Origin of the sequence: Xanthomonas campestris pv. asclepiadis (genome assembly GCF_020784175.1) — a bacterium.
Classification (GTDB): domain Bacteria; phylum Pseudomonadota; class Gammaproteobacteria; order Xanthomonadales; family Xanthomonadaceae; genus Xanthomonas; species Xanthomonas campestris_D.
On record NZ_JAJGQM010000022.1, the window covers coordinates 54,170 to 76,209 of the forward strand.

Genomic DNA, 22,040 nt, shown 5'->3' on the forward strand with positions numbered 1-22,040 from the left:
CCGGAGCCTCCCGGCCGCCCGTTCTCGGCATGGGTCGACGACGGTCCAACGAAGACAGCAACACCTAAGGGAAAAAACCTCCGTGGCAAAAATCACCAAAACCTTCCAGTACGGCAAGCACACCGTCACCCTGGAGACGGGCGAAATCGCTCGCCAGGCAGGCGGCGCCGTCATCGTCAAGTTCGACGACACCGTACTGCTGGTCACCGCCGTCGCCGCCAAGAGTGCGCGCGAAGGGCAGGACTTCTTTCCTCTGACGGTCGATTATCAGGAGAAGTTCTACGCCGGCGGCCGCATCCCGGGCGGCTTCTTCAAGCGCGAAGGACGTGCGACCGAGAAGGAAACGTTGATCTCGCGCCTGATCGATCGCCCGATCCGTCCGCTGTTCCCGGAGGACTACAAGAACGAAGTGCAGATCATCGCCACCGTGATGTCGATGAACCCAGACATCGACGGCGATATCGCCGCGCTGATCGGCGCATCGGCCGCACTGTCGCTGGCCGGCACCCCGTTCAACGGCCCGATCGCTGCGGCGAAGGTCGGCTACAAGAATGGCGAATACATCCTCAACCCGACCGTGACCGAGCTGAAGGATTCACAGCTGGAGCTGGTCGTGGCCGGTACCGCCAACGCGGTGCTGATGGTCGAGTCCGAAGCCGAGCTGCTGTCCGAAGAAGTGATGCTGGGCGCGGTGACGTTCGGCCATCGCGAGATGCAGAAGGTCATCAACATCATCAACGAGCTGACCGTCGAAGCCGGCACCAAGCCGTCCGACTGGGTGGCTCCGGCAAAGAACGACGGCATGATTGCCGCGCTGAAGGAAGCGGTGGGCGATCAGCTCGCGTCGGCCTTCCAGGTGCGCGACAAGCTGCAGCGCCGTGATGCGATTTCGGCGATCAAGAAGGATGTGCTGGGTGCGCTGGCACCGCGCGCCACCGTCGAAGGCTGGGCTGCCGGGGATCTGTCCAAGGAATTCGGCGAGCTGGAATACCAGACCATGCGTGGCTCGGTGCTGAGCACCAAGGTGCGCATCGACGGCCGTGCACTGGATACCGTGCGTCCGATCAGCGCCAAGGCGGGCGTGCTGCCGCGTACCCATGGCTCGGCGCTGTTCACCCGCGGCGAGACCCAGGCGATCGTGATCACCACGCTCGGCACCGCACGCGACGGTCAGGTCATCGACGCCGTCTCGGGCGAGTACAAAGAGAATTTCCTGTTCCATTACAACTTCCCTCCGTATTCGGTGGGCGAGTGCGGTCGTTTCGGTGCGCCGAAGCGTCGCGAGATCGGCCACGGCCGTCTGGCCAAGCGCGGCGTGCTGGCCGTGATGCCGAGCCTGGAAGAATTCCCGTACACCATCCGCGTGGTCTCGGAAATCACCGAGTCCAACGGTTCGTCCTCGATGGCCTCGGTCTGCGGCAGCTCGCTAGCGCTGATGGATGCCGGCGTGCCGATCAAGGCGCCGGTCGCGGGTATCGCGATGGGTCTGGTCAAGGAAGGCAACGACTTCGTCGTGCTGTCGGACATCCTGGGTGACGAAGATCACCTCGGCGACATGGACTTCAAGGTGGCCGGTACTGCCGAAGGCGTGTCCGCGCTGCAGATGGACATCAAGATCGAAGGCATCACCGAAGAGATCATGAAGCAGGCATTGCAGCAGGCCAAGGCCGGCCGTCTGCACATCCTCGGCGAGATGGCGCATGCCCTGACCACCCCGCGTCAGGAATTGAGCGATTACGCCCCGCGCCTGCTGACCATCAAGATCCACCCGGACAAGATCCGCGAAGTGATCGGCAAGGGTGGCTCGACCATCCAGGCCATCACCAAGGAAACCGGTACGCAGATCGACATCCAGGACGACGGCACGATCATCATCGCGTCGGTCAACGCCATCGCTGCGCAGGCTGCGAAGTCGCGCATCGAGCAGATCACCTCGGACGTGGAGCCGGGCCGCATCTACGAAGGCAAGGTCGCCAAGATCATGGACTTCGGTGCGTTCGTCACCATCCTGCCGGGCAAGGACGGCCTGGTGCACGTCTCGCAGATTTCCAGCGAGCGCGTGGAGAAGGTCGGCGACAAGCTGAAGGAAGGCGATCTGGTCCGCGTCAAGGTGCTGGAAGTGGACAAGCAGGGCCGTATCCGTCTGTCGATCAAGGCAGTGGAAGAAGGCGAAGGCCTGCCGGCATCGGCCGAGTAATCGCCACTGTTTGATGCGTTACGAAAAAGCGGGCTTCGGCCCGCTTTTTTGTTGGCGTTCGGCAATGGCGCGTGACTTGATCCTTCTCCTGCGGGAGAAGATGGCCCGCAGGGGCGGATGAGGGGATGGGCGAGGCGTCGCGCGGTTGAATCAAGGCCGGGGCTTCGCCTGCGTACCCTCACCCCAACCCCTCTCCCGGCGGGAGAGGGGCCTTGATCCTTCTCACCCAGGCTGCTGTGTCGGCGCGGGCTGTGTTTCCGGACGCGGTGGCACGACACGTGGAAAACCCGGCGGCATCGCCTGGTCCGCGGGCGAGGTGGTTGGCGAAGGTAGTGGCTCGACCGGCGGTGGTGCGGTCATCGCCGCATCCGGGCGCAGCTTCAACAAGGTCGCCCAGTCGCGTCGATTGAAATCGCAGAGCTCTTCGTGTGCCGGCGTGCACTCGCTGGCGATGCCCAGGCCATCCTCGCTCTGGTCCTGGCTGCCGTCGGACTGCGGCGTCGGCAATACCACGCGGCCGGCGCGGTCCAGCGGCATCTTGCGCATCATCACCGTGTTGAACACGTTGCCGCCGATCAGATACAGGGTGCGATCGCCACCGACGTTGGCGGCCACCACGACGTCGCAATGCGATTGCCACGGCATCGGCGCGCTACCGCCAAGCCCGGCCCTGAGGCCGGCGTAGCCCAGCGCGGCACTGCGTCCGCGCAACAGGCACAGCAAGTCGCCGGGAGCGGGCTTCTCCACCGCCGGGTCGGTGAACTGGTAAGGCCCGCTTGCGCCATCGTTGTAGGCGCTGCGGATGTAATCCAGATGGCGTGCAGAGCGATGGAAGCCGCTCAGGCCGGCTTGTGTCATCACCCAGGAGATGAAGGCGGCCGACCACGGGTTGTCGACCAGGAACGCACGGCAGTCGCTGGCGGTATAGCGCGTGCCATCCAATGCCGCGCAGCTCGACGCGCCCGGGCGGCCGCCCATCGATGCCAGCGTGCCGCTGTCGCGCCAGTAGCCTGCCACGCGTTGCCACGCGACCACGCCGTGGTCGGCGAGATAGCCTGATTCGGCTTCGGTCACGCCCAGGCTGGCCAGCCGGCCCTTGGCATCGATAAACGGGCGTTGCCACAAGCGATGCTCGTTGCAGGCACTGCGCAAGATGGCGATGGCTGCAGGGCTGGTGCCGAAGCGTGGCGGCACATCGCAGACTTCCGCGGCGGCCGCGGTGCCGCCCCATGCGGCCAACACCAGACAGAGCCACGGCCAAGGTTTTACAGTCATCGCAGATCCTGCACAGAACAATCGCAGCAGGCTGACAGAGCTGGCTGCGGGCACGCGTGAAATCAGTGCGGCGGCGGGCCGAGTTTGAGCGACAGATCGACGGCGTGCACGTGCTTGGTGAGCCCGCCGATGGAGATGCAATCCACGCCATCGGCCGCAATGGCGGCAATGCCGGCCAGATCCACGCTGCCGGAGACTTCCAGCGGAATGCGTTGGTCGCGCGGCAGGGCGGCAACGATGCGCACCGCTTCGCGACGCAGTGCCGGGTCGAAATCGTCGATCAGAATGCGCGTACACCCGACCTGCAAGGCCTCGCGCAGCTGCTCCAGCGTTTCCACCTCCACCACCAGCGGCAACTGCGGTTGCTGCGCACGTGCGGCATGCACGGCGGCGCTCAACGAGCCGGCGGCGCGGATATGGTTTTCCTTGAGCATCACCGTGTCGAACAGCCCGATGCGGTGATTGTCGCCGCCGCCGCAACGCACCGCGTATTTCTGCGCGGCGCGCAGGCCCGGCAGCGTCTTGCGCGTGTCCAGGATGCGCGCGCCGGTGCCGGCCACGGCGGCAACGTATGCAGCGGTGGTGGTCGCGGTGGCCGACAGCGTCTGCAGGAAGTTGAGCGAGGTGCGCTCGGCACTGACCAGGCTGCGGCTGCGGCCCTGCAGCAGCGCCAGCACCGTGCCGGCGGCAACGTGCTGACCCTCATGCACCTGCCAGTCGATACGCACCTGCGGATCGAGCGCGCGGTGCGTGGCGTCGAACCAGGGCCGCCCGGCGATCACGGCATCCTGCTTGCACAGCAGGTACGCGCTGTCGGCCTGATCGGGCAACAACGCCGCAGTCACATCGCCGCTGCCGATGTCCTCGGCCAGCGCGCGCGCCACATCGGCATCCACCAGCGCGGCCGGTGGTGCATCCGGCACGGTCGTGCGTACGGAAGGATTCACTTTTCGGGGAAGTCGGCGATCTGCGCAGTGCCGATGGCTTCTTCGGCCAGCAGCACGGGAATGCCGTCGTCGACGCGGAAGATCTGCTTGCGGTCGCGCGTGATCAGCGCCTCGCGCAGCGGCTGTGTCTGCGCCGTGCCGTCGGCACGCTGCAGGGTTCCGCCGGCGATGGCAGTGTTGAGTGCCTCCATGCCCTTGCCGTCGAGCAGCGAGAGCGGCTGGCGGGTGTCGGGCGAGCACAGCAGGTCGAGCAGTTTGCGATCCATCGAAGTCTTGTCTTGCGTGGAAGATGGCTAGAATACGTCTTTACCGCAGGGCAGGGCCATGACCTCCAACCACTCCGCGCCGCTGGTCGGCATCGTGATGGGTTCCCGTTCCGATTGGGAAACCATGCAACACGCAGCTCAGAAGCTCGATGCGCTGGGCGTGCCTTACGAAGTCAAGGTGGTCTCGGCGCACCGCACGCCGGATGTGTTGTTCAGCTATGCCGAGCAGGCGGGCGACCGCGGCCTGCGCGCGATCATCGCCGGCGCCGGTGGCGCAGCGCACCTGCCCGGCATGCTGGCGGCCAAGACGGCTGTGCCGGTGCTCGGTGTGCCGGTGCAGTCCAAGGCGCTCAACGGCATGGATTCGCTACTGTCGATCGTGCAGATGCCGGCCGGGATTCCGGTGGCGACGTTTGCGATCGGCAACGCCGGCGCGGCGAATGCGGCCTTGTTCGCCGCTGCGATGCTGGCGCCGGAGCAGGCGCAGATCGGTCAGGCACTGGCGCAGTTCCGCGCCAGGCAGACCGACGATGTCATGGCTAGCGACGACCCGCGCCAATGACCACGGTCGGCATTCTGGGCGGCGGCCAGTTGGCCCGCATGCTGGTACTGGCCGGCGCGCCACTGGGCTTGCGGTTTGCGGTGTTCGACCCGGTTGCCGATGGCTGCGCAGGGCAGGTGGCGCCGCTGCAGGCGGGCGCTTTCGACGATGCCGCCGCGCTTGCCACATTCGCCGCACACGTGGATGTGATCACCTTCGATTTCGAAAACGTGCCGGCTGCCAGCGCGCAGCAATTGGCCGCGCAGGTGCCGGTGTTTCCCAGTGCTGCCGCGTTGGCGGTGGCGCAGGACCGGCTCAGCGAAAAAACCCTGTTCCGCGAGCTCGGCATTCCGGTGCCCGCGTTCGCCGCCATCGACGACCGTGCGGGACTGGATGCCGCGTTGGCCCGTATCGGCACGCCGTGCGTGCTCAAGACGCGCCGCTTCGGTTACGACGGCAAGGGCCAGTTCCGCATCAAGACGTCGGCCGATGCCGATGCCGCGTGGGACGCGCTCGGCGCGCAGGCCGCCAACGTCGGGCTGATCGTGGAAGCCTTCGTACCGTTCGAGCGCGAGGTCAGCGTGGTGGCCGTGCGCGGGCGCGATGGCGAGTTCCGTGCCTGGCCGCTGACCGAAAACTGGCATGTGGACGGCGTGCTCTCGGCCAGTCTTGCGCCGGCGCATGTGGATGCCGGGTTGCAGGCGGTGGCAGAGGCGCATGCGCGCGCGATCGCCGAGCGCGTGGACTACGTGGGCGTCTTCGCGCTCGAGCTGTTCGTGCGCGATGGCCAACTGCTCGCCAACGAGATGGCGCCGCGCGTGCACAACTCCGGGCACTGGACCATCGAAGGCGCCGAGACCTCGCAATTCGAAAATCACGTGCGTGCGGTGCTCGGTTTGCCGCTCGGCAGCACCGCGGTGCGTGGGCATGCCTGCATGCTCAACTGGCTGGGTGCGATGCCGGATGCTGCCGCATTCCTGGCGGTGCCCGGTGGGCATTGGCACGACTACGGCAAGCAATCGCGCGAGGGCCGCAAGGTCGGCCACGCGACGCTGCGCGCCGAGACGCCGCAGCTGCTTGCGCAGGCGCTGAGCGAAGCAGGCGCCGTGCTGCAGCGTGATGCGCAGGTCGGACCGGTGCTCGTGCGCTTGAACGAAGGGTAATGCGCAGAACCATCGGTGGCGCTGCCGCGGCCTCGCCGATGCGCAGTTCGGGGCGAAGATGCACAGCAGTGCGCGGTGCCGCCGGGCGCCGTTGCGACAGATCATCTGATCGTCGACCTGTTGCAACGGCGCAAGCGGCTAGCCCAATCGGCTGGCCACGAAGTCCCAGTTGATCAGCTTCCAGAATGCGTCCAGGTACTGCGCGCGGTCCTGCCGGTAATCCAGGTAATAGGCGTGCTCCCAGAGGTCGCAGGCGAGCAGCGGGGTGTCCGGCCCGGTGAGCGGCGTGGATGCATTGGGCGTGGCGACGACCGCCAGTGCGCCATCCGGCCGCTGCACCAGCCAGACCCAGCCCGAGCCGAAGGTGCCCAGGGCGACGCGGTTGAATTCCTGCCTGAAGTGCACGAAGTCGCCGAATGATTTGGCAATGCGGTCGGCCAGCCGACCCAGCGGCTCGCCGCCGCCGCGTGGGCGCAGGCACTGCCAGTAGAACGTGTGGTTCCACACCTGCGCAGCCAGATGGAACAGTGTGCCCTGCGCCTGCGCGATGATCTCTTCCAGCGTCAGCTCGGCGAACTCGCTGCCTTCGATGCGCGCATTGAGCCGATCGACCTCGCTGCGGTAACAGACGCCGTGGTGCGCCTCCAGGGTGGCGGCGGACAGATGCGGCTCCAGGGCGGCGCGGGAGTAGGGCAGTGCAAGGTGTTCGATCGGCATGGTGGCAAGGGAAGCGAAGGGAGTGCGGCGGCAGGTCGCGCCGAGGGCTTACAATGCGCGCCTTTGCGGAAGTCTATCCGACCCGGCGGTCGGGCCTGCCGCTCCCAGTCAGGAGAGTCCAATGCCGGTGATGGAACGGATCCAGGCCGAAGTCGAACAACACCCGATCGTGCTGTTCATGAAAGGTACCCCGCAATTTCCGATGTGCGGTTTTTCCAGTCGCGCCGTGCAGGCCCTGGTGGCTGCCGGCGCCGACCAGCTGCGTACGGTCAACGTGCTCGAAGAGCCCGAAGTGCGCGCCAATCTGCCGCGCTATTCCAACTGGCCGACCTTCCCGCAATTGTTCATCCACGGCGAGTTGATCGGCGGTTGCGACATCACGCTGGAACTGTTCGAGGCCGGCGAGCTCAAACGCATCGTCAGCGAGGCCTACCAGCCGTGAGCCTGGCGCAGGCCCAGCCCGACGCGGCGACGCTTGGCGGGCGCGTGGTGCTGATCACCGGCGCAGCGGGCGGTCTTGGCGCAGCCGCTGCGCAGGCGTGTGCGGCTGCCGGTGCAACCGTGGTGCTGCTCGGTCGCAAGCTGCGCCCGCTGGAGCGCGTCTATGACGCGGTTGCCAAGCTGGGTCCGGAGCCGTTGCTGTATCCGCTGGATCTGGCCGGCGCCACGCCGGACGACTACGCCGCACTGGCGCAACGGCTGCAGTCCGAGCTCGGTGGCCTGCACGGCCTGCTGCATTGCGCCGCCGATTTCGCCGGCCTGACCCCGGCCGAACTCGCGGCGCCTGCCGACTTCGCACGCAACCTCCATATCAACCTCACCGCGCGCGCCTGGTTGACCCAGGCCTGCCTGCCGCTGTTGCGGCAGCAAGGCGATGCGGCGGTGGTCTTCGTTGTCGACGACCCTGCACGCGTTGGCCAGGCGTATTGGGGCGCCTATGGCGCTGCCCAGCATGCACAGCGTGGCCTGCTCGCCAGCCTGCATCATGAAACCGCCGCCGGCCCGGTGCGCATCAGCGGACTGCAGCCCGGCCCGATGCGCACCGCTTTGCGCGCGCGCGCCTTCACCCATCAGGAAGACAGCGAAGCGGTGGACCCCGCGCGCTATGCGTCCGCCTGCATCACCTTGTTGTCCATGGCAGGTGCTTCGCACCGCGGTGCGATCTGGAGCCCTTCCGCATGACCATTCTTTCGGCGGCGCTGCTGCTGTTCCTGATCCTCGATCCGCTGGGCAACATCCCGGTGTTTCTCAGCGTGCTCAAGCCGCTGCCACCGAAGCGGCAGCGCTTCGTGCTCGCGCGCGAGTTGCTGATCGCCCTGTGCGTGCTGATGGCGTTCCTGTGGGGCGGCAAGTACGCGCTGGAGCTGATGCATCTGCGCCAGGAATCGGTGGCGATCGCCGGCGGCATCGTGCTGTTCCTGATCGGCATCCGCATGATCTTCCCGCGCCCGGAAGGCCTGATGGGCGAGATCCCCGACGGCGAGCCCTTCATCGTGCCGCTGGCGATCCCGCTGGTGGCCGGCCCGTCCGGCATGGCGGCAGTAATGCTGATGGGCAGCAACGAACCCACGCGGTTGTGGGATTGGAGCCTGGCCTTGATGATCGCCTGGATCGGCGCTTCGTCGATCCTGGCCTCCGCACCGTTGTTGTACAAATTGCTCGGTCATCGCGCACTGACCGCGATCGAGCGCCTGATGGGCATGTTGCTGGTGGCCATTTCGGTGCAGATGTTCCTGGATGGCCTGGGGACGTATTTCAAGCTTCCGGTGTCGATCTGAGTCCAGTCGGGGATAGGCTGGCAGGGGCGTGGGAGCAACCTGTGACACTGCCTGGCGAGAATCTGAAGCTGCGCCACTGACGCGTAGCGGTGCCAGCCGCCGGCAGCGCCGCCGGGCTGCCTCTGTAACAGAGGGCCTCCGACAGCCATCGCTGCGCTTTCGGGCCGAATGAGCCCGGTTTTCGATAAAACGGCTCTATAGCGCGACGCTGGTCGCAGATGCTGCGCGACTTTGCGCAAGCTGGCGTTTACGCCTTCACATGCGAAGTTCATGTTGCACTGCGCGAACTTTGTCACGCCGCCGTCACAATCAGGCCTTAGCGTGTTAATCTGTTGTTAACCGTTGCGGCAGCAACCAGCCGCGCGGCGAGGGACCCCAGATCATCGGCAGCCCACCCCCGGGAACGGTTGGGCTGACTGCGCCTTTTTGTCACTGCCCAACCTGTATCGAGGCTACCGAAATGACCCACCCCCGTTGTCTTCGCATGTCCAAGCTGACGCTTGGCCTTGTTGCCGCGCTCGCCGCCGCCCCCGTGTTCGCTCAGAGCACCTCTGCCGGCGTCGCTGGCCTGGTTACCAGCAGCGGCGGTCAGCCGGTGCCGAATGCCGAAGTGACGATCACCCACGTCGAATCGGGAACCGTCAGCCGCGCCACCACCGATGCCAGTGGACGCTACAACGCGCGCGGCCTGCGCGTAGGTGGTCCGTACACGATCACCATCACCGCTTCCGGCGCAGGCAACACCACGCGTGAAGGCGTATACTTGAATCTGGATAAGGTCAATCAGGTTGATGCAGCCCTGGGCGGCGATCTGGCCACGCTCGGTACAGTGCAGGCGATCGCAGGCAACTACGGCTCGGCGATCTTTAGTGCCAACAAGATGGGCACCGGCACCAACGTGACCCGCGAAGAAATCGAGTCGCTGCCGTCGATCAACCGCAACCTGCAGGACTATGTGCGTCTGGATCCGCGCGTCGCGCAGACCGACAAGGCGCGCAACGAAATCTCCATCGCCGGCCAGAACCCGCGCTACAACGCGATCCGCGTCGATGGCATCAGCACCAACGATGCCTTCGGCCTGGAATCCAACAGCCTGCCGACCCCGCGCCAGCCGTTCTCGATGGACGTCATCGACGAAATTTCGGTGGACGTTGCCAACTACGACGTCACGATCAGTGGCGGCACCGGTGGCGTGATCAATGCCGTCACCAAGTCGGGCACCAACGAGTTCCATGGCTCGGTCTACGGCACCTATCGTGAAAACGATTGGTCGGGCAAAAACGAGAACGATATTCGCCCCCAGTTGTTCGATCGCGAATCGACTTACGGCCTGACGCTGGGTGGTCCGGTGGTCAAGGACAAGTTGTTCTTTTTTGCGAACTACGAAAAGTACAAAGGCAAAGGCGTTTTCACCGGTAACAGCGGTTTTGGTCCGACAGGCTCTGGTGCGAGCAACACGGTAAACATCACGCAGGCGCAGGTCGACGAGATCGCAGATATCTCGCGCAATGTGTACGGTTTTGATCCGGGCACGTTGACGTTGCCGGCATTGGATTCCGACTCTGAAGAAAAGGGGTTCAAGCTGGATTGGAATATCAGCGACAAGCATCGCGGTTCATTCCGTTACGGTAAGTCCGAGCAGAGCACTGCCAATCTCAATGGTTTCAGCACGAGTTCGTTGGCGCTGAATTCGTACCACTACGTGCGTGACTTCGAGCTGGAAACCTACACGGCACAGCTTTTCAGCGACTGGACCGATACCTTCTCCACTGAGGCCAAGGTGTCTTATCGCGATTACGCAGCAGTGCGTACCGCAGCGTCTCGGCTGCCGGCCATCAATGTCCGTGTGGGCGCAAACTCAGTCAATCTGGGAACCGAGGCAAATACGCAGGCGAACGAGTTGCGTACCGAAACATGGAACGCATTCTTTGCTGGTAACCTGTTCCTTAACGACCACACAGTCAAATTCGGCTTCGATTACGAAGACAACGATATTTTCAACCTGTTTGGTCCACGCGTTTTCGGTTCTTACAACTTTGATTCGATTGCTGCTTACCGCGCCAATCGGCCAGTGTCTTATCGCTATTCGTCCTCGAACACCGGCAGTATCGATGACATCGCAGCGAAGTGGGGCCTGCGCAACTTAGGCTTGTTCGTTCAGGACAGCTGGGCTGTCAACAACAACCTGACGTTGACCTTTGGCTTGCGCTACGACAAGCAGATGGTTCCGGACAGCCCGCAGTTCAATCAGGCTGCATTCAATGCCTTCGGCGTGCGTAACGACGCGACGCTCGACGGTAACGACCTCTGGCAGCCGCGCTTTGGCTTCAATTACACGTTTGATGCCGAGCGGCCGACCCAGTTGCGCGGTGGCGTTGGCCTGTTCCAGGGCGCGGCGGCGTCGGTGTGGCTGTCCAATCCGTTCTCCAATACCGGCCTGGCTTACACGGATTACAATTTCCGCAACGCAAACGAGATTGCCGCTGGTGGTATTCGTTTCACTCCCGATATCAACAACCAGCCAACTGGTACCGGCGGAGCGACTCAATCGGTCGACTTTGTCGACAAGGATCTCGGGCAGCCATCGGTCTGGAAAGCTAACTTGGCATTCGACACCGAGTTGCCGTGGTACGGCATCATCGGATCGTTGGAAGGTGTGGTCACCAAGGTTAATGAGGCAATCTACTACCAGCAACTCAATCTTGGTGCACCGACTGCGGTTGGTCAGGATGGTCGTCAGATCTACTGGAATGCAGTTGGTCGTAACCGGGCGAGCTGGGATAACCTTGGTCGCTTCACCGGCAACGCACTGACACGCGCCAACAGTAATCAGGGCTTCAACGACGCAATTATTGCGCGTCCAACCGACCAGGGCGGTACGCAGAGCTTCACCGTCGGTTTGAATAAACCTTTCAACGATAGCGACTGGTCGTGGAGCCTCGCTTACACCTACTCAAACGCGAAGGAGGTCAGCGGTCTGACCAGCTCAACCTCAGGCTCTCAGCTGTTGAATGTAGCGACCTTCCAGGCTAATGAAGAAGTCAACGCCACGTCCGCTTATGAGATCAAGGACAGCATCCTCGGCACTCTGCAGTGGAAGCACAACTTCTTCGGCGACTACGCAACCAAACTTGGCCTGATTTATCAGGGCCGCAGTGGTCGGCCGTATAGCTATACATTCGATAACGATGCCAATGGTGATGGTCGTGCCAATGACCTGCTTTATATTCCGAACGGCCGTGGCGATGTGTTGTTCGGAAGTGCAGCTGAAGAGAATGCTTTCTGGAACTACGTAAGCAACAATCAGTATCTGTCTTCGCACCAAGGGCAGTTGGCTGGCCGCAACGGCGTTCGTAATTCCTGGGTAAATCAGTTCGATCTGCATATCGAGCAGGAACTGCCGGGCTTCTTCGACGGCAACAAGGCACAGATATGGGTCGACATCATGAATGTCGGTAACCTGCTTAATAAGAAGTGGGGCCGCGTGGATGAGTACGGGTTCCCGGGCTTCAAGGGTGTTGTGGAGTACGGCGGTATCGATGCTGCAACCGGCAAGTACGTGTACCGCTTCAATGAGCCGGACTTGTCCACTGTCTACGACGACAAGGGCATCTCCCGTTGGGCGCTGCAGTTGGGCTTTCGCTACCAGTTCTAAAGCTGGCTAGCGTGTCGAAGCTTGCAAAAACGGCCGGGTTCTCCCGGCCGTTTTCTTTTGTGCGGGTGAGTACGCTAAAGTTCTGAGATACGACAGGAGCAAGCTATGGAACTCAGCAGTACGGCAGCACGGGCGCTGCCGGTGGTGGATGCGCGGATCTACCCACGTGGTGGTCTGGATGTGTTGTCCAAGGCGGAAGTGGCGCGTCTGCGCGATGCTTCCAGTGGCGGCATGCATGAGCTATTGCGCCGCTGTGCGTTGGCGGTGCTGACCAGCGGCAGCGCGTCGGACGACCCGCGCGCCGCACGCGATCTGTACCCGGATTTCGATATCCAGGTGAACCAGCAGGATCGCGGCATCCGCATCGATCTGAGCAATGCGCCGGCGATGGCGTTTGTCGATGGCGAGATCATCCGTGGCGTGGCTGAGCTGTTGTTCGCCGTCGTGCGCGATCTGGCTTACATGGCCATCGAGCTCGAAGCGCAGCGCGCGGATCTGGACACCAGCGAAGGCATCACCAACGCGGTGTTCGGCCAATTGCGCAACGCGCGCATCCTGCAGCCGTCCGACCCGAATCTGGTCGTGTGCTGGGGTGGCCATTCCATCTCGCGCGACGAATACCTCTATACCAAGCAGGTGGGCTACGAGCTGGGTCTGCGTGGCCTGGACATCTGTACCGGCTGCGGCCCGGGCGCCATGAAGGGCCCGATGAAGGGCGCCACCATTGCGCATGCCAAGCAGCGCAAGCATCACACACGCTACATCGGTGTGACCGAGCCGGGCATCATCGCCGCCGAGTCGCCGAATCCGATCGTCAACCACCTGGTGATCATGCCGGACATCGAGAAGCGCCTGGAGGCCTTCGTCCGCATCGGCCACGGCATCCTGGTGTTCCCGGGCGGCGTCGGCACGGCTGAGGAGATCCTCTACCTGCTCGGCATCCTGCTGCGCGAAGAAAACGCCGACCTGCCGTTCCCGCTGATCCTGACCGGCCCGACCATCGCTGCCCCGTATTTCGAGCAGATCGACCGCTTCATCCGGCTCACCCTGGGCGAAGCTGTCGCTTCCCGCTACGAGATCATCGTCGGCGACCCGGTCGCAGTGGCACGTCGCATGGCCGAAGGCATCCTTGAGGTGCGCGCGCACCGCAAGGAGCAGAAGGACTCGTACTACTTCAACTGGTCGGTGCATATCCCGCTCGAGTACCAGCAGCCGTTCGAACCCAGCCACGAGGCCATGGCTGCACTGGACCTGCACCACGGTCGCCCAGCTCTTGCACTGGCGGCGGACCTACGCCGGGCGTTCTCCGGCATCGTCGCCGGCAACGTCAAGGAGGACGGCATGCGCCGCATCGAGGAGTTCGGCCCCTTCGAGATCCACGGCGACCCGGACATCATGCAGGCGCTGGACGAGCTCCTGCGCGGCTTCGTCGAGCAGCGGCGCATGAAGATTTCCGGCGATTACCGGCCTTGTTATCGGGTGGTGACTTAAGGCCTGCTAGATGTAGACCACCATTCTGGAGAAGGGAAAAGCCGGGCTGGGTACGAACCCTAGGCCCGGTTCGTCCCCCACGCGCACGCCGACAACCCTAAAACGACCGCTCGTCCCCCCACTGCTTGTTCTTGAGGGGGTGGTCGAAGCATCTTGGTCAGGTCACGCTGGGGAGCGTCCAATGTCTTTTCGCCGATCTACCGGCTTCACACTTGTGGAATTGATCATTGCGATCGCCGTGTTGGCGATTTTGCTTACGATCGCGCTTCCAAGCTTTCGTGGAGTAATACGCTCCAATCGCGTAGCCAGTAGCGCCAATGAGACCCTCGGGCTGCTGTCTCTCGCGCGCAGTGAGGCGATACGCAATCGCCGAGGTGGTGGGGTTTGCGGTAGCGCATCGGGGACCGCATGCGACAACAACTGGGGGAGCGGGATGCTGGCTTGGGCGGATACCGACGGAGATGGAGCCTTCAAGGGTGGCGACACCGTCTTGCGTTTCGTCTCAATTGACCCGTCGCTAAGCAATTCCGGTCCGTCCGGCGCAACGATTGCATTCGATGGACGCGGGCGCAGGCTTGCTTCCACAAATCAGCAGATAACGCTGCAGCCGACCACGTGTGATGGGCAGGCATTGCGTCGCACGTTGGTCGTCAACGGCGCCGGCCAGATCACATCCCAGAAAGGCACTTGCCAGTGACGCTCCCCCGATCCTTTGTATCGCGCGCTCGTTCCGATGGCTTTAGCCTGCTCGAAGTGCTGATCGCCATCATCGTTCTTGCGTTTGGTTTGCTCGGGTTTGCGCTGTTGCAGACCGCCAACGTGCGTTTTGTGCAGAGCGCCAACTATCGCACTCAGGCCACCAACCTGGCTTACGACTTGCTGGACCAGATGCGCAGCAATCGCTTCCAATCGTCCTGGTATGCCGACGCCACCTTTGCCGCAAACACGGTCACTGCTGCCAGCTGCAGTCGCCCGCTTGGGACAAATCTCACGATCGCAACCAACGTCGCACGCTGGAAGTGTCAGGTAGTGCAGGCATTAGGAGAGGGTGCCAGTGCGACGGTGCTTAACGCCAACGGGCAGGTCACCGTGGGCATTAGTTGGGGTGATCAGCGTTGGGATGCAAGCAACCCGGATGCGCTCACAACATTCACGCTGGTGTCTCAGCTATGACTCGTAGCGTTCCATCCAAGCGTGCGTTTGCCGGCATCAGTTTGATCGAGATGATGATCGCCATGGTGATCGGCTTGGTATTGATGCTGGGTGTGATCCATATCTTCTCGGCATCCCGTACTGCATCAATGCTTGCGGAAGGGAGTGCACGCGCGCAGGAGAACGGGCGGTTTGCCCTTGAGTTCCTGCAGCGCGACATACGCATGGCAGGACATTTTGGCTGCGTCAATGACCAAGCACATTTCGTGCGTGGTGAGGGGGACCCGGTCGTCACCACCGGCGCCGCAAGCGGTTCGGGTCATCCATTGGATTTCAGCGTCAGCGTGCAAGGCTACGAAGCGCCTAATACCAAGCCGCCCGGCGTTCTGACTATCGGAGCCACCTGGGCGGCACCAACAAATCTTCCCGCATCGATTTCCAAGCTCAATCCGCGCGGCGGCAGCGACATCCTGGTTTTACGCTACTTGGCTCCAGAGAGCGTGCCGATCACTGCGCTGACGTCGGGCAGTAACAGCGTGGTCAGCTTCAACGCCACTAACGGCGTGCGTCTGACCGAGGGTGGCCAGGCGACTCCGACTGTATTTGGAATCGCTGATTGTGCCCATGCAACGGTGTTCAAGGGGGTCTATGCCAGCGGCAAGATCACCGCCAACGGAACCAATTTATCAAACTACTCGGCAAGGCCAACCGGCCAAGCGTTGATATACCGAGCGGAATCGCTGGTGTATTACGTTGGGACCTCCGCAACAACGGGCGAGCCGGCGCTGATGCGGGCGCGCTCAAACGGCGTGGACGATTACGGAACGCCCGAGGAACTGGTTGAAGGTATCGAGAACATGCAACTGCTGTTCGGTCTTGATCAAACCGCCAGCATGTCCACAACCTCCCCACCATTGGGGAACATCAACACACAGGCGATCGCAAGTGATGTCTCCATTGGTACAGATGCTGCAGCGGCTGGGCAGTGGCGGCGAGTGGGGCAGGTCCAGGTCGGCATTCTTGCCCGTAGTCCCTCATCTGCTACGGCAGAGAGACCAGCAAGTTCAGTGCGCTATCCAAGTGCATTGGGAGTGTCTTTTGCGCCACCTGCCCAAACTGACGGGCGGTACAGAATGACGTACGAGTCCACGATCGCCTTGCGTAATCGACTGTTCGGGAACTAACTCATGAATGCTCACGCCCGCCTACGTCCTATGCCCGCTCGCCCTCGTGGCGCGGTGCTCTACGTTGCACTGATCATGCTAATCCTGTTGGCGTTAATCGGAATTGCCGGAATGCAAGTGGCAGGGATGCAGGAAAAAATGGCGTCCAATTACTTGGCGACCAATATTGCCTTCCAACATGCTGAAGGCGTGACGCGTCGGAGCGAGCGTGCCATTGAGGCCATCGCCAACCGCACGGATGCGCCAACGGGCGCCCCTTTGGTTGATACCGATATTCAGCAGAACTGTGATACCGCATTTGATCCGGTCGCATGGGGGCGCAGCAAGGCAACGGCGGTGAATGAGGCAGTCAATGTACGGCGCATTGACTCGTGCATCATCGGTGGAGGGTCGCTTGCGATGGGGGATCCACTCGATCCAGTGACTCCAGTGTACCAAATCACTACATTTGCTAACGATGCCGCAACAGATGCCTCGTCATCGGCATCGATCGACACCATTTTCAAGCTCTGAGGCTGCCGGCATGTCCCGTCGCATTTTTCGAACCGCTGTCGCTTCCGCGATCGTTCTGGCTGCGGTGGGCGGCTACTTCGTCTATGGCCTGATTGCGGCGCAAGGGCAGGGCGGCTTGGCGCAGGCTCCACTGAATAACGCGACCTCCGTTCCACCTGCTTTCATCATGGCGGTCGACGATTCGAATTCGATGACGTTTGAGCGGATATTCAAGGGCGGCGATGGGCGTTTGCAGTGGAATGGGAATAGTTTCTTTAGTTCAGCTGGTGTATTTTTTAATTCGAGCGAGTCGTGTACAAACAACGTCCCTGACTGTTACGTTTATTTATTTCCGCACTCGGGGTATAATGCAACTTATTCTCCTGGGCGTGCCATTCCTCCGCTTGACATTTTTGGATTTTCGCGCTCGCCAACTTATAATGCTGGCTACTATAATCCCACCGTTCTTTATGAGCCATGGACTCCTCCCGCGCAGACGTCAACAAGCGCCAACCTTTGGCCAGCCGCAGCATTCGACCAAGCCCGAGTCGATCCGCGTAATCCTCTTGTCTATGGCAATGATTTCAGCGCGGGGTATAACACTCTGTATGACCTTGCCTATCGTGAGGGCGACGGCGAGTCGTTTCAGTTTTTGACGGGAATGACAATTCCTGCTGGGACACGTTATCGATCGAGTGCGCGTTCATGTAACTCAACCACCGGTAATGGCTTGCCAAGTAGTGGCGGGCGCTGGGTTACCTTGAATTCAACAGTCTCAGTCACGGCGAACTGTGCGGTGCAAATGGGTTACGTGCCGGCAACTTTTTATCTGCCTGTAGATGCCCCAGCTCCGACTGGATATCTGACCAGTGACGTCAATAGGCCAATCATCGCAAATGCCTGTGGTCCTGGTTGTAATATGCGTCGTTACCAGATACTGCTAGCGAATTATGGGTCCAATACTGCTGCGTATAATGATGCGCGGCAAAATTTTGCCAATTGGTTTCAATATAACCATAATCGTATCTTATCAATCGTCGGGTCCGCTTCCCGATCTTTATCTGACGTCGACAAGATGCGGGTCGGCTATTTCACTATCAATAACTTGACTCCGGCGACCATGTATGACATGGATGACGACGCCGCGCGTACCTCGTTGTTCGATTTGATTTACCGTCTCAAGCCGAATGGAGGTACGCCAAATCGTACAGCCGTCGATTACCTGGGGAGACAGTTTTTGCGGGCCGGGGATGGTGCGCCGGTGCTACGTGCATGCCAAAAGAATGGCGGCATGTTGTTCACCGACGGATATACGAATGCTAACAACACCGTCAGTGGGTATGGCAATGCCGACTCTACCGGCACGGTGGATTTCTCTGGCGCCCCATTCGCTGACTCTTATAGCAATACGATTGCCGACATCGCTGCGGGCTACTATTCTGGCAATTCTACTCCACTGGTGACTGGTCCAAGTTTCCCGGCCGGACTTGTGCCCGTGGACGACAAGTGCGCGACACTCTCCAAGACGTCCGCCGACTGGAAGCGGCTGGACTGTCAGAAAAATTTGCATATGAATTTCTATGCGATCACTTTGGGTGCGCAGGGGAATATCTACGAAGTTAATCAAGCAGCCACTGGCGATCCATATGCCAATCCCCCCGATTGGAACAGCAATGGTAATCCAACTGCGGACGATGACGGTCGCGTAATCGACGAGCTCTGGCATGCCACTATTAATAGTCGCGGTCAGTTTATTAATGCCAAGAGCCCTGATGAGGTGACTAGTGCGATGCGCCGAGTTCTGTCGGCAGCCAGTGCAGCGAATTCTCCTTCTGGAACGCTAGCCTTAACGGGTGCTCGCATTGGTGCGGGCTCCCTGACCGTGTCACCTGAGTATCAGATTAGAAATAACGGGACCGATTGGTCCAGTAAGCTGAAGGCCAGTCAGGCTTCCGTCGATCCTGAAACAAGAGAGGCCCGTTTTACCCCGTTTTGGGAAGCCTCCGAACAAATGCCTGCACCTACTGCCCGCAATGTTTTCTTCAGTGACGGCACTAATGTTCGTAAATTTGATGGTACGACAATTAGTTTGAGTGGTCTTTGCGGGTTATCACGGACGCTATATCCTGGTCAGGCTATTTGCTCGGAGCAAGATTTGGTCAATCTTGGAGCAACGGCGGCGACAGCGGCTAGTTATCTATTGGGCGATCGAAGCGGTGAGGTGCAGCAGAAGGGCAAGTTGCGGGACCGAACCACTGTCCTAGGCGACATCATCAACTCCACACCGTTGATCAGTGCGCCTATCGATGACTACGGATACCGTGCTCTGGGAGGGACAATGGGAACGACCTATACCAACTACTTAAATTCCAAACGCGCCAATCAGGGGTACATGGTGTACGCGGGGGCCAACGACGGCATGCTGCATGGCTTCGACGGCGGCATGAATGGTAGTGGGACGGTGGTCGGTGGTGGTGGGCGTGAGCGCTTTGCTTATATTCCAGCAACATCCTATGGTCACATGGGTAATCTGCTACTGCCCTATCAACCCAACAAGGCGTCTGCTCAGCCGTTTGATCATCGCTATTTCGTCGATGGTCCGCTTGCAGTAGGAGATACCTACTACAACAACAGCTGGAAGACGACACTGGTTGGTACGACTGGAGCTGGTGGCCGCGGCGCGTTTGCGCTGGATGTGACCAACCCGGGGGCGTTTGGGAGTGGGAGTCGCCTGTGGGAGATTAACGATCTCAGTGGTGATGCCACGGTGCGTTCCAATATCGGACACGTGCTCGGCAAGCCTGTCATTGTCCCGGTGCGTGCTGCCAACGGCGCGGTGAGCTGGAAAGCGATCTTCGGGAACGGCTATGACAGCGCCAGCGGCAAGGCTGTCCTGTTCGTGGTGGACATCGGAACGTCCTCAAGTCCGGTCGTCCGTATGATCGAAGCAACGGAGTCTGGGAACTCTATTAGTGGTCGGAACGGGCTGGGTAATATTACTGTCCTGGATCGGGTAGACAACCTGGCGATCGACCCGTCTGGTTTGCCGGCTCGTACACGTGATGGTTATGCCGATACGGTTTATGCTGCCGATCTTCGTGGTGCCATCTGGAAGTTTGATCTCACCTCGACCGCAGCTTCGGTGACTGTGCCTGCATTCACCACGGGGACGTATGCCGAAGGTGGGCGCACCTATCGGCAACCTATTACCGGCGGACTGCAGGTGGCTTCCGGTGAAAACGGCGGGGTCCTGGTATTATTTGGTACCGGTAGTTTTTCCTTCAATGACGACAGCCTGCCAAGCTCCGCGCAGCACATACAGAGCTTGTATGGGTTCACGGATCAGGTGGATGGCGTGGTCGCTACGACCTTAAGCAGGACGAGCCTGACGCCATACTCAGTCACGACTGCTGGCGGAACACGAACCTTGCAGGTGGGCACTGTCCCGACAATATCGTTGGGATGGTATGTGGATCTCCCGGCCGGTGAGCGATTTGTGGGTTATCCGGAGCTTGTCTCGGGAATTCTCTTCATGCCAACGTATGCGCCGCTGGCTGCAAATAGCGGCTGCAGTACCGATGGTGTGAATTGGTTGTTTGGCCTGAATCCGCGGACTGGCGTAGGCGCATTGTCTGGAGTTCGAATGGGGAGCATCGGTGGTTCCACGCTTGCCACCGGTTCTGCTGGTATTTCTCTCAACACCGGTGGGAACGCTCCGGTCAAGGATGTAGGCGTCTCAGTCGTGCCCCGGCTTGAGCCCCAAGTCAATCCAAAGGATGGCTCGGCCGCGCCAGCTGTCCCGGCAGGCTCCGGTTGCTGGATGGTCGTCAACGTCGCAGGCGCCGCGCCCATGTATGTTCCTTATCCTTGCGGCCGCCAATCTTGGCGCCAGATTCAGTGACGGAGGTCCTCAATGTCGCTACGCCTATCTCGTTTTGTCCCGCATCGGCTGTCTCAGTATGCTAAGGGCGATGGTTTCACCTTGATCGAGTTGATGGTGGTCGTCGCTATCGTCGGAATTCTGGCGGCAGTGGCGTATCCGTCCTATGCCGAGCATATCCGCAAGTCGCGCCGCGCGCAGGCCAAGGCAGACCTGGTCGAATACGCGCAATTGGCGGAGCGCTCGCACACGACGAACAACACCTATGCGAGTTTTCTCTTCGGCAATGGCTCGACGACCATCCAGTCGCCGCGTGAGGGCGGTACTGCCCAATACACCATCAGGTTCGTTGGTAACCAGTCCACCTTCACGATAACTGCCGCGCCACAAGGCAATCAGGCCAGGGATACGTGCGGCACGATGACGTTGAATCAGGCAGGCGTGAAGACGCCGAGTGCCTCTGTCACCCCGGGTTGCTGGTAGCCAGCCTTGGGTGTTGCACTATCGAACTCTTGCATCTAGAATACGCCTCCCCGCCCGAATAGCTCAGCCGGTTAGAGCACTTGACTGTTAATCAGGGGGTCGTTGGTTCGAGTCCAACTTCGGGCGCCAAGATGTTGAAGAGGCCGCGACTAGTCGCGGCCTCTTTGTTTTTGCGGTGGCTCACCGCTCAGGGCAGGCAGTTGGTTGCCTGTAGCGGACAGACCGCGTGCGTCCTGAGTTGTTGACGATGACATCTGCCAGGCGCTGTGCATGCGTGCAGAGGCTGATCGTGATGTTGGTGCCGCTATTGCGGCCGTTCGGAAGAAATCGGACAAGCGATCGGCCGATCGTTCCAGTGATGCTGATGTTGTCGCTCGCAGCATGCTGCTCAACCCGCAGGATCGAGCCTGCGTTAGCAGGCTGCCCACCACGTGCTGGATCTTTGAAAAGAATCCATCCCTGGCTCCAGTCCCCGTCAGGTCGGCAATTCGCGCCGTCAACGGATGGGCAGACGCTAACCGGCAGGCGATGCGTGATGGCCATGCTCCTGGCCATTGCCAGATGCGCGGTGAGCAAGTGAACCCGTGCCTGTGCTCGCTGCCATTCGATCAAAGTGTTGAAGCTAGGCAGGCCGATGGCCGCCATGACCCCGATGATCGCCATCACGATCATTAGTTGTACGGCCGTGTACCCTTTTGTGCACGAACGAGTCGCTGCTTTCACCGTCCTACTCCCTGGCTCGGAGGGTAATCCCCCCGCCCATTAGCTGACGCCAGAAGTGGAATTTTCTCGTCCCCTTTCCCGAGGAGGTTCCATGAA

At 61.2% G+C, this 22,040-nt stretch carries 19 protein-coding genes and 1 tRNA gene; 15 read left to right on the plus strand and 5 right to left on the minus strand.

The features are described from left to right. The first annotated feature begins 82 nt into the window (after positions 1 to 82). Entirely contained in the window at positions 83 to 2,197 is a 2,115-nt protein-coding gene (gene pnp, locus LL972_RS11820; RefSeq protein ID WP_104581972.1) for a polyribonucleotide nucleotidyltransferase, read from the plus strand. Positions 2,198 to 2,419: 222 nt separating this feature from the next. On the opposite strand, the gene LL972_RS11825 is transcribed toward pnp, so the two are convergent. The 3 genes from LL972_RS11825 to LL972_RS11835 form a co-directional block, all read right to left on the minus strand. Further along, a complete protein-coding gene (locus tag LL972_RS11825) occupies positions 2,420 to 3,472 on the minus strand; it encodes a DUF2272 domain-containing protein (RefSeq protein ID WP_228327767.1) in 1,053 nt (350 codons plus the stop codon). 62 nt (positions 3,473 to 3,534) lie between these two features. Next, entirely contained in the window at positions 3,535 to 4,419 is an 885-nt protein-coding gene (gene nadC, locus LL972_RS11830; protein WP_228327768.1) for a carboxylating nicotinate-nucleotide diphosphorylase, read from the minus strand. After that, positions 4,416 to 4,685 (minus strand): Trm112 family protein, encoded by a 270-nt coding sequence (locus tag LL972_RS11835; RefSeq protein WP_228327769.1) that lies wholly within the window; start codon positions 4,683 to 4,685, stop codon positions 4,416 to 4,418. Before LL972_RS11835 ends, nadC begins: the two co-directional genes overlap by 4 nt. Positions 4,686 to 4,743: 58 nt before the next feature. On the opposite strand from LL972_RS11835, the gene purE reads away from it, so the two are divergent. Together purE and LL972_RS11845 are read left to right on the plus strand one after the other, a co-directional pair. Next, entirely contained in the window at positions 4,744 to 5,247 is a 504-nt protein-coding gene (gene purE, locus LL972_RS11840) for a 5-(carboxyamino)imidazole ribonucleotide mutase (protein WP_104581975.1), read from the plus strand. Then, positions 5,244 to 6,389, plus strand: a complete 1,146-nt coding sequence (locus LL972_RS11845) for a 5-(carboxyamino)imidazole ribonucleotide synthase (RefSeq protein ID WP_228327770.1) — start codon at positions 5,244 to 5,246, stop codon at positions 6,387 to 6,389. The genes purE and LL972_RS11845 overlap by 4 nt, the downstream gene beginning before the upstream one ends. A 138-nt stretch (positions 6,390 to 6,527) precedes the next feature. Here LL972_RS11845 and LL972_RS11850 read toward each other — a convergent pair whose 3' ends face one another. After that, positions 6,528 to 7,106 (minus strand): superoxide dismutase, encoded by a 579-nt coding sequence (locus LL972_RS11850; RefSeq protein WP_228327771.1) that lies wholly within the window; start codon positions 7,104 to 7,106, stop codon positions 6,528 to 6,530. 121 nt (positions 7,107 to 7,227) lie between these two features. Here LL972_RS11850 and grxD point away from each other — a divergent pair, with 121 nt between their 5' ends. From grxD to LL972_RS11910, 12 genes are all read left to right on the plus strand, one after another. Next, complete coding sequence (gene grxD, locus LL972_RS11855) at positions 7,228 to 7,548, plus strand: Grx4 family monothiol glutaredoxin (RefSeq protein ID WP_006450539.1); 321 nt, start codon at positions 7,228 to 7,230, stop codon at positions 7,546 to 7,548. Continuing rightward, positions 7,545 to 8,288: an SDR family NAD(P)-dependent oxidoreductase gene (locus LL972_RS11860; protein ID WP_228327772.1), complete on the plus strand. Its 744-nt coding sequence runs from the start codon at positions 7,545 to 7,547 to the stop codon at positions 8,286 to 8,288. Before grxD ends, LL972_RS11860 begins: the two co-directional genes overlap by 4 nt. Continuing rightward, positions 8,285 to 8,884 (plus strand): YhgN family NAAT transporter, encoded by a 600-nt coding sequence (locus tag LL972_RS11865; RefSeq protein ID WP_064508074.1) that lies wholly within the window; start codon positions 8,285 to 8,287, stop codon positions 8,882 to 8,884. Before LL972_RS11860 ends, LL972_RS11865 begins: the two co-directional genes overlap by 4 nt. A gap of 460 nt (positions 8,885 to 9,344) precedes the next feature. Then, entirely contained in the window at positions 9,345 to 12,539 is a 3,195-nt protein-coding gene (locus LL972_RS11870) for a TonB-dependent receptor (protein ID WP_228327773.1), read from the plus strand. A 105-nt stretch (positions 12,540 to 12,644) separates the two neighbouring features. Continuing rightward, positions 12,645 to 14,030: a nucleotide 5'-monophosphate nucleosidase PpnN gene (ppnN, locus tag LL972_RS11875; protein ID WP_228327774.1), complete on the plus strand. Its 1,386-nt coding sequence runs from the start codon at positions 12,645 to 12,647 to the stop codon at positions 14,028 to 14,030. Between the two features lie 181 nt (positions 14,031 to 14,211). Continuing rightward, positions 14,212 to 14,727, plus strand: coding sequence for a GspH/FimT family pseudopilin (locus tag LL972_RS11880; protein ID WP_104581981.1), 516 nt, complete (start codon positions 14,212 to 14,214; stop codon positions 14,725 to 14,727). Continuing rightward, a complete protein-coding gene (gene pilV / locus LL972_RS11885; RefSeq protein WP_228327775.1) occupies positions 14,724 to 15,203 on the plus strand; it encodes a type IV pilus modification protein PilV in 480 nt (159 codons plus the stop codon). The genes LL972_RS11880 and pilV overlap by 4 nt, the downstream gene beginning before the upstream one ends. Beyond that, positions 15,200 to 16,366 carry a PilW family protein gene (locus LL972_RS11890; RefSeq protein ID WP_228327776.1) on the plus strand — a complete coding sequence of 389 codons (1,167 nt, stop codon included), beginning with the start codon at positions 15,200 to 15,202 and terminating at the stop codon, positions 16,364 to 16,366. Before pilV ends, LL972_RS11890 begins: the two co-directional genes overlap by 4 nt. Before the next feature lie 3 nt (positions 16,367 to 16,369). Next, on the plus strand, positions 16,370 to 16,879 hold the full coding sequence (locus tag LL972_RS11895; protein ID WP_104581983.1) for a pilus assembly PilX family protein: 510 nt from the start codon (positions 16,370 to 16,372) through the stop codon (positions 16,877 to 16,879). 10 nt (positions 16,880 to 16,889) lie between these two features. After that, complete coding sequence (locus LL972_RS11900; RefSeq protein WP_228327777.1) at positions 16,890 to 20,759, plus strand: pilus assembly protein; 3,870 nt, start codon at positions 16,890 to 16,892, stop codon at positions 20,757 to 20,759. A gap of 12 nt (positions 20,760 to 20,771) precedes the next feature. Next, complete coding sequence (locus tag LL972_RS11905; protein ID WP_104581986.1) at positions 20,772 to 21,221, plus strand: type IV pilin protein; 450 nt, start codon at positions 20,772 to 20,774, stop codon at positions 21,219 to 21,221. Positions 21,222 to 21,273: 52 nt separating this feature from the next. After that, positions 21,274 to 21,350: transfer RNA gene (locus LL972_RS11910), tRNA-Asn, on the plus strand. Between the two features lie 51 nt (positions 21,351 to 21,401). Here the strand turns inward: LL972_RS11910 and LL972_RS11915 are convergent. Then, a complete protein-coding gene (locus tag LL972_RS11915) occupies positions 21,402 to 21,944 on the minus strand; it encodes a GspH/FimT family pseudopilin (protein WP_228327778.1) in 543 nt (180 codons plus the stop codon). Between the last annotated feature and the right edge of the window lie 96 nt (positions 21,945 to 22,040).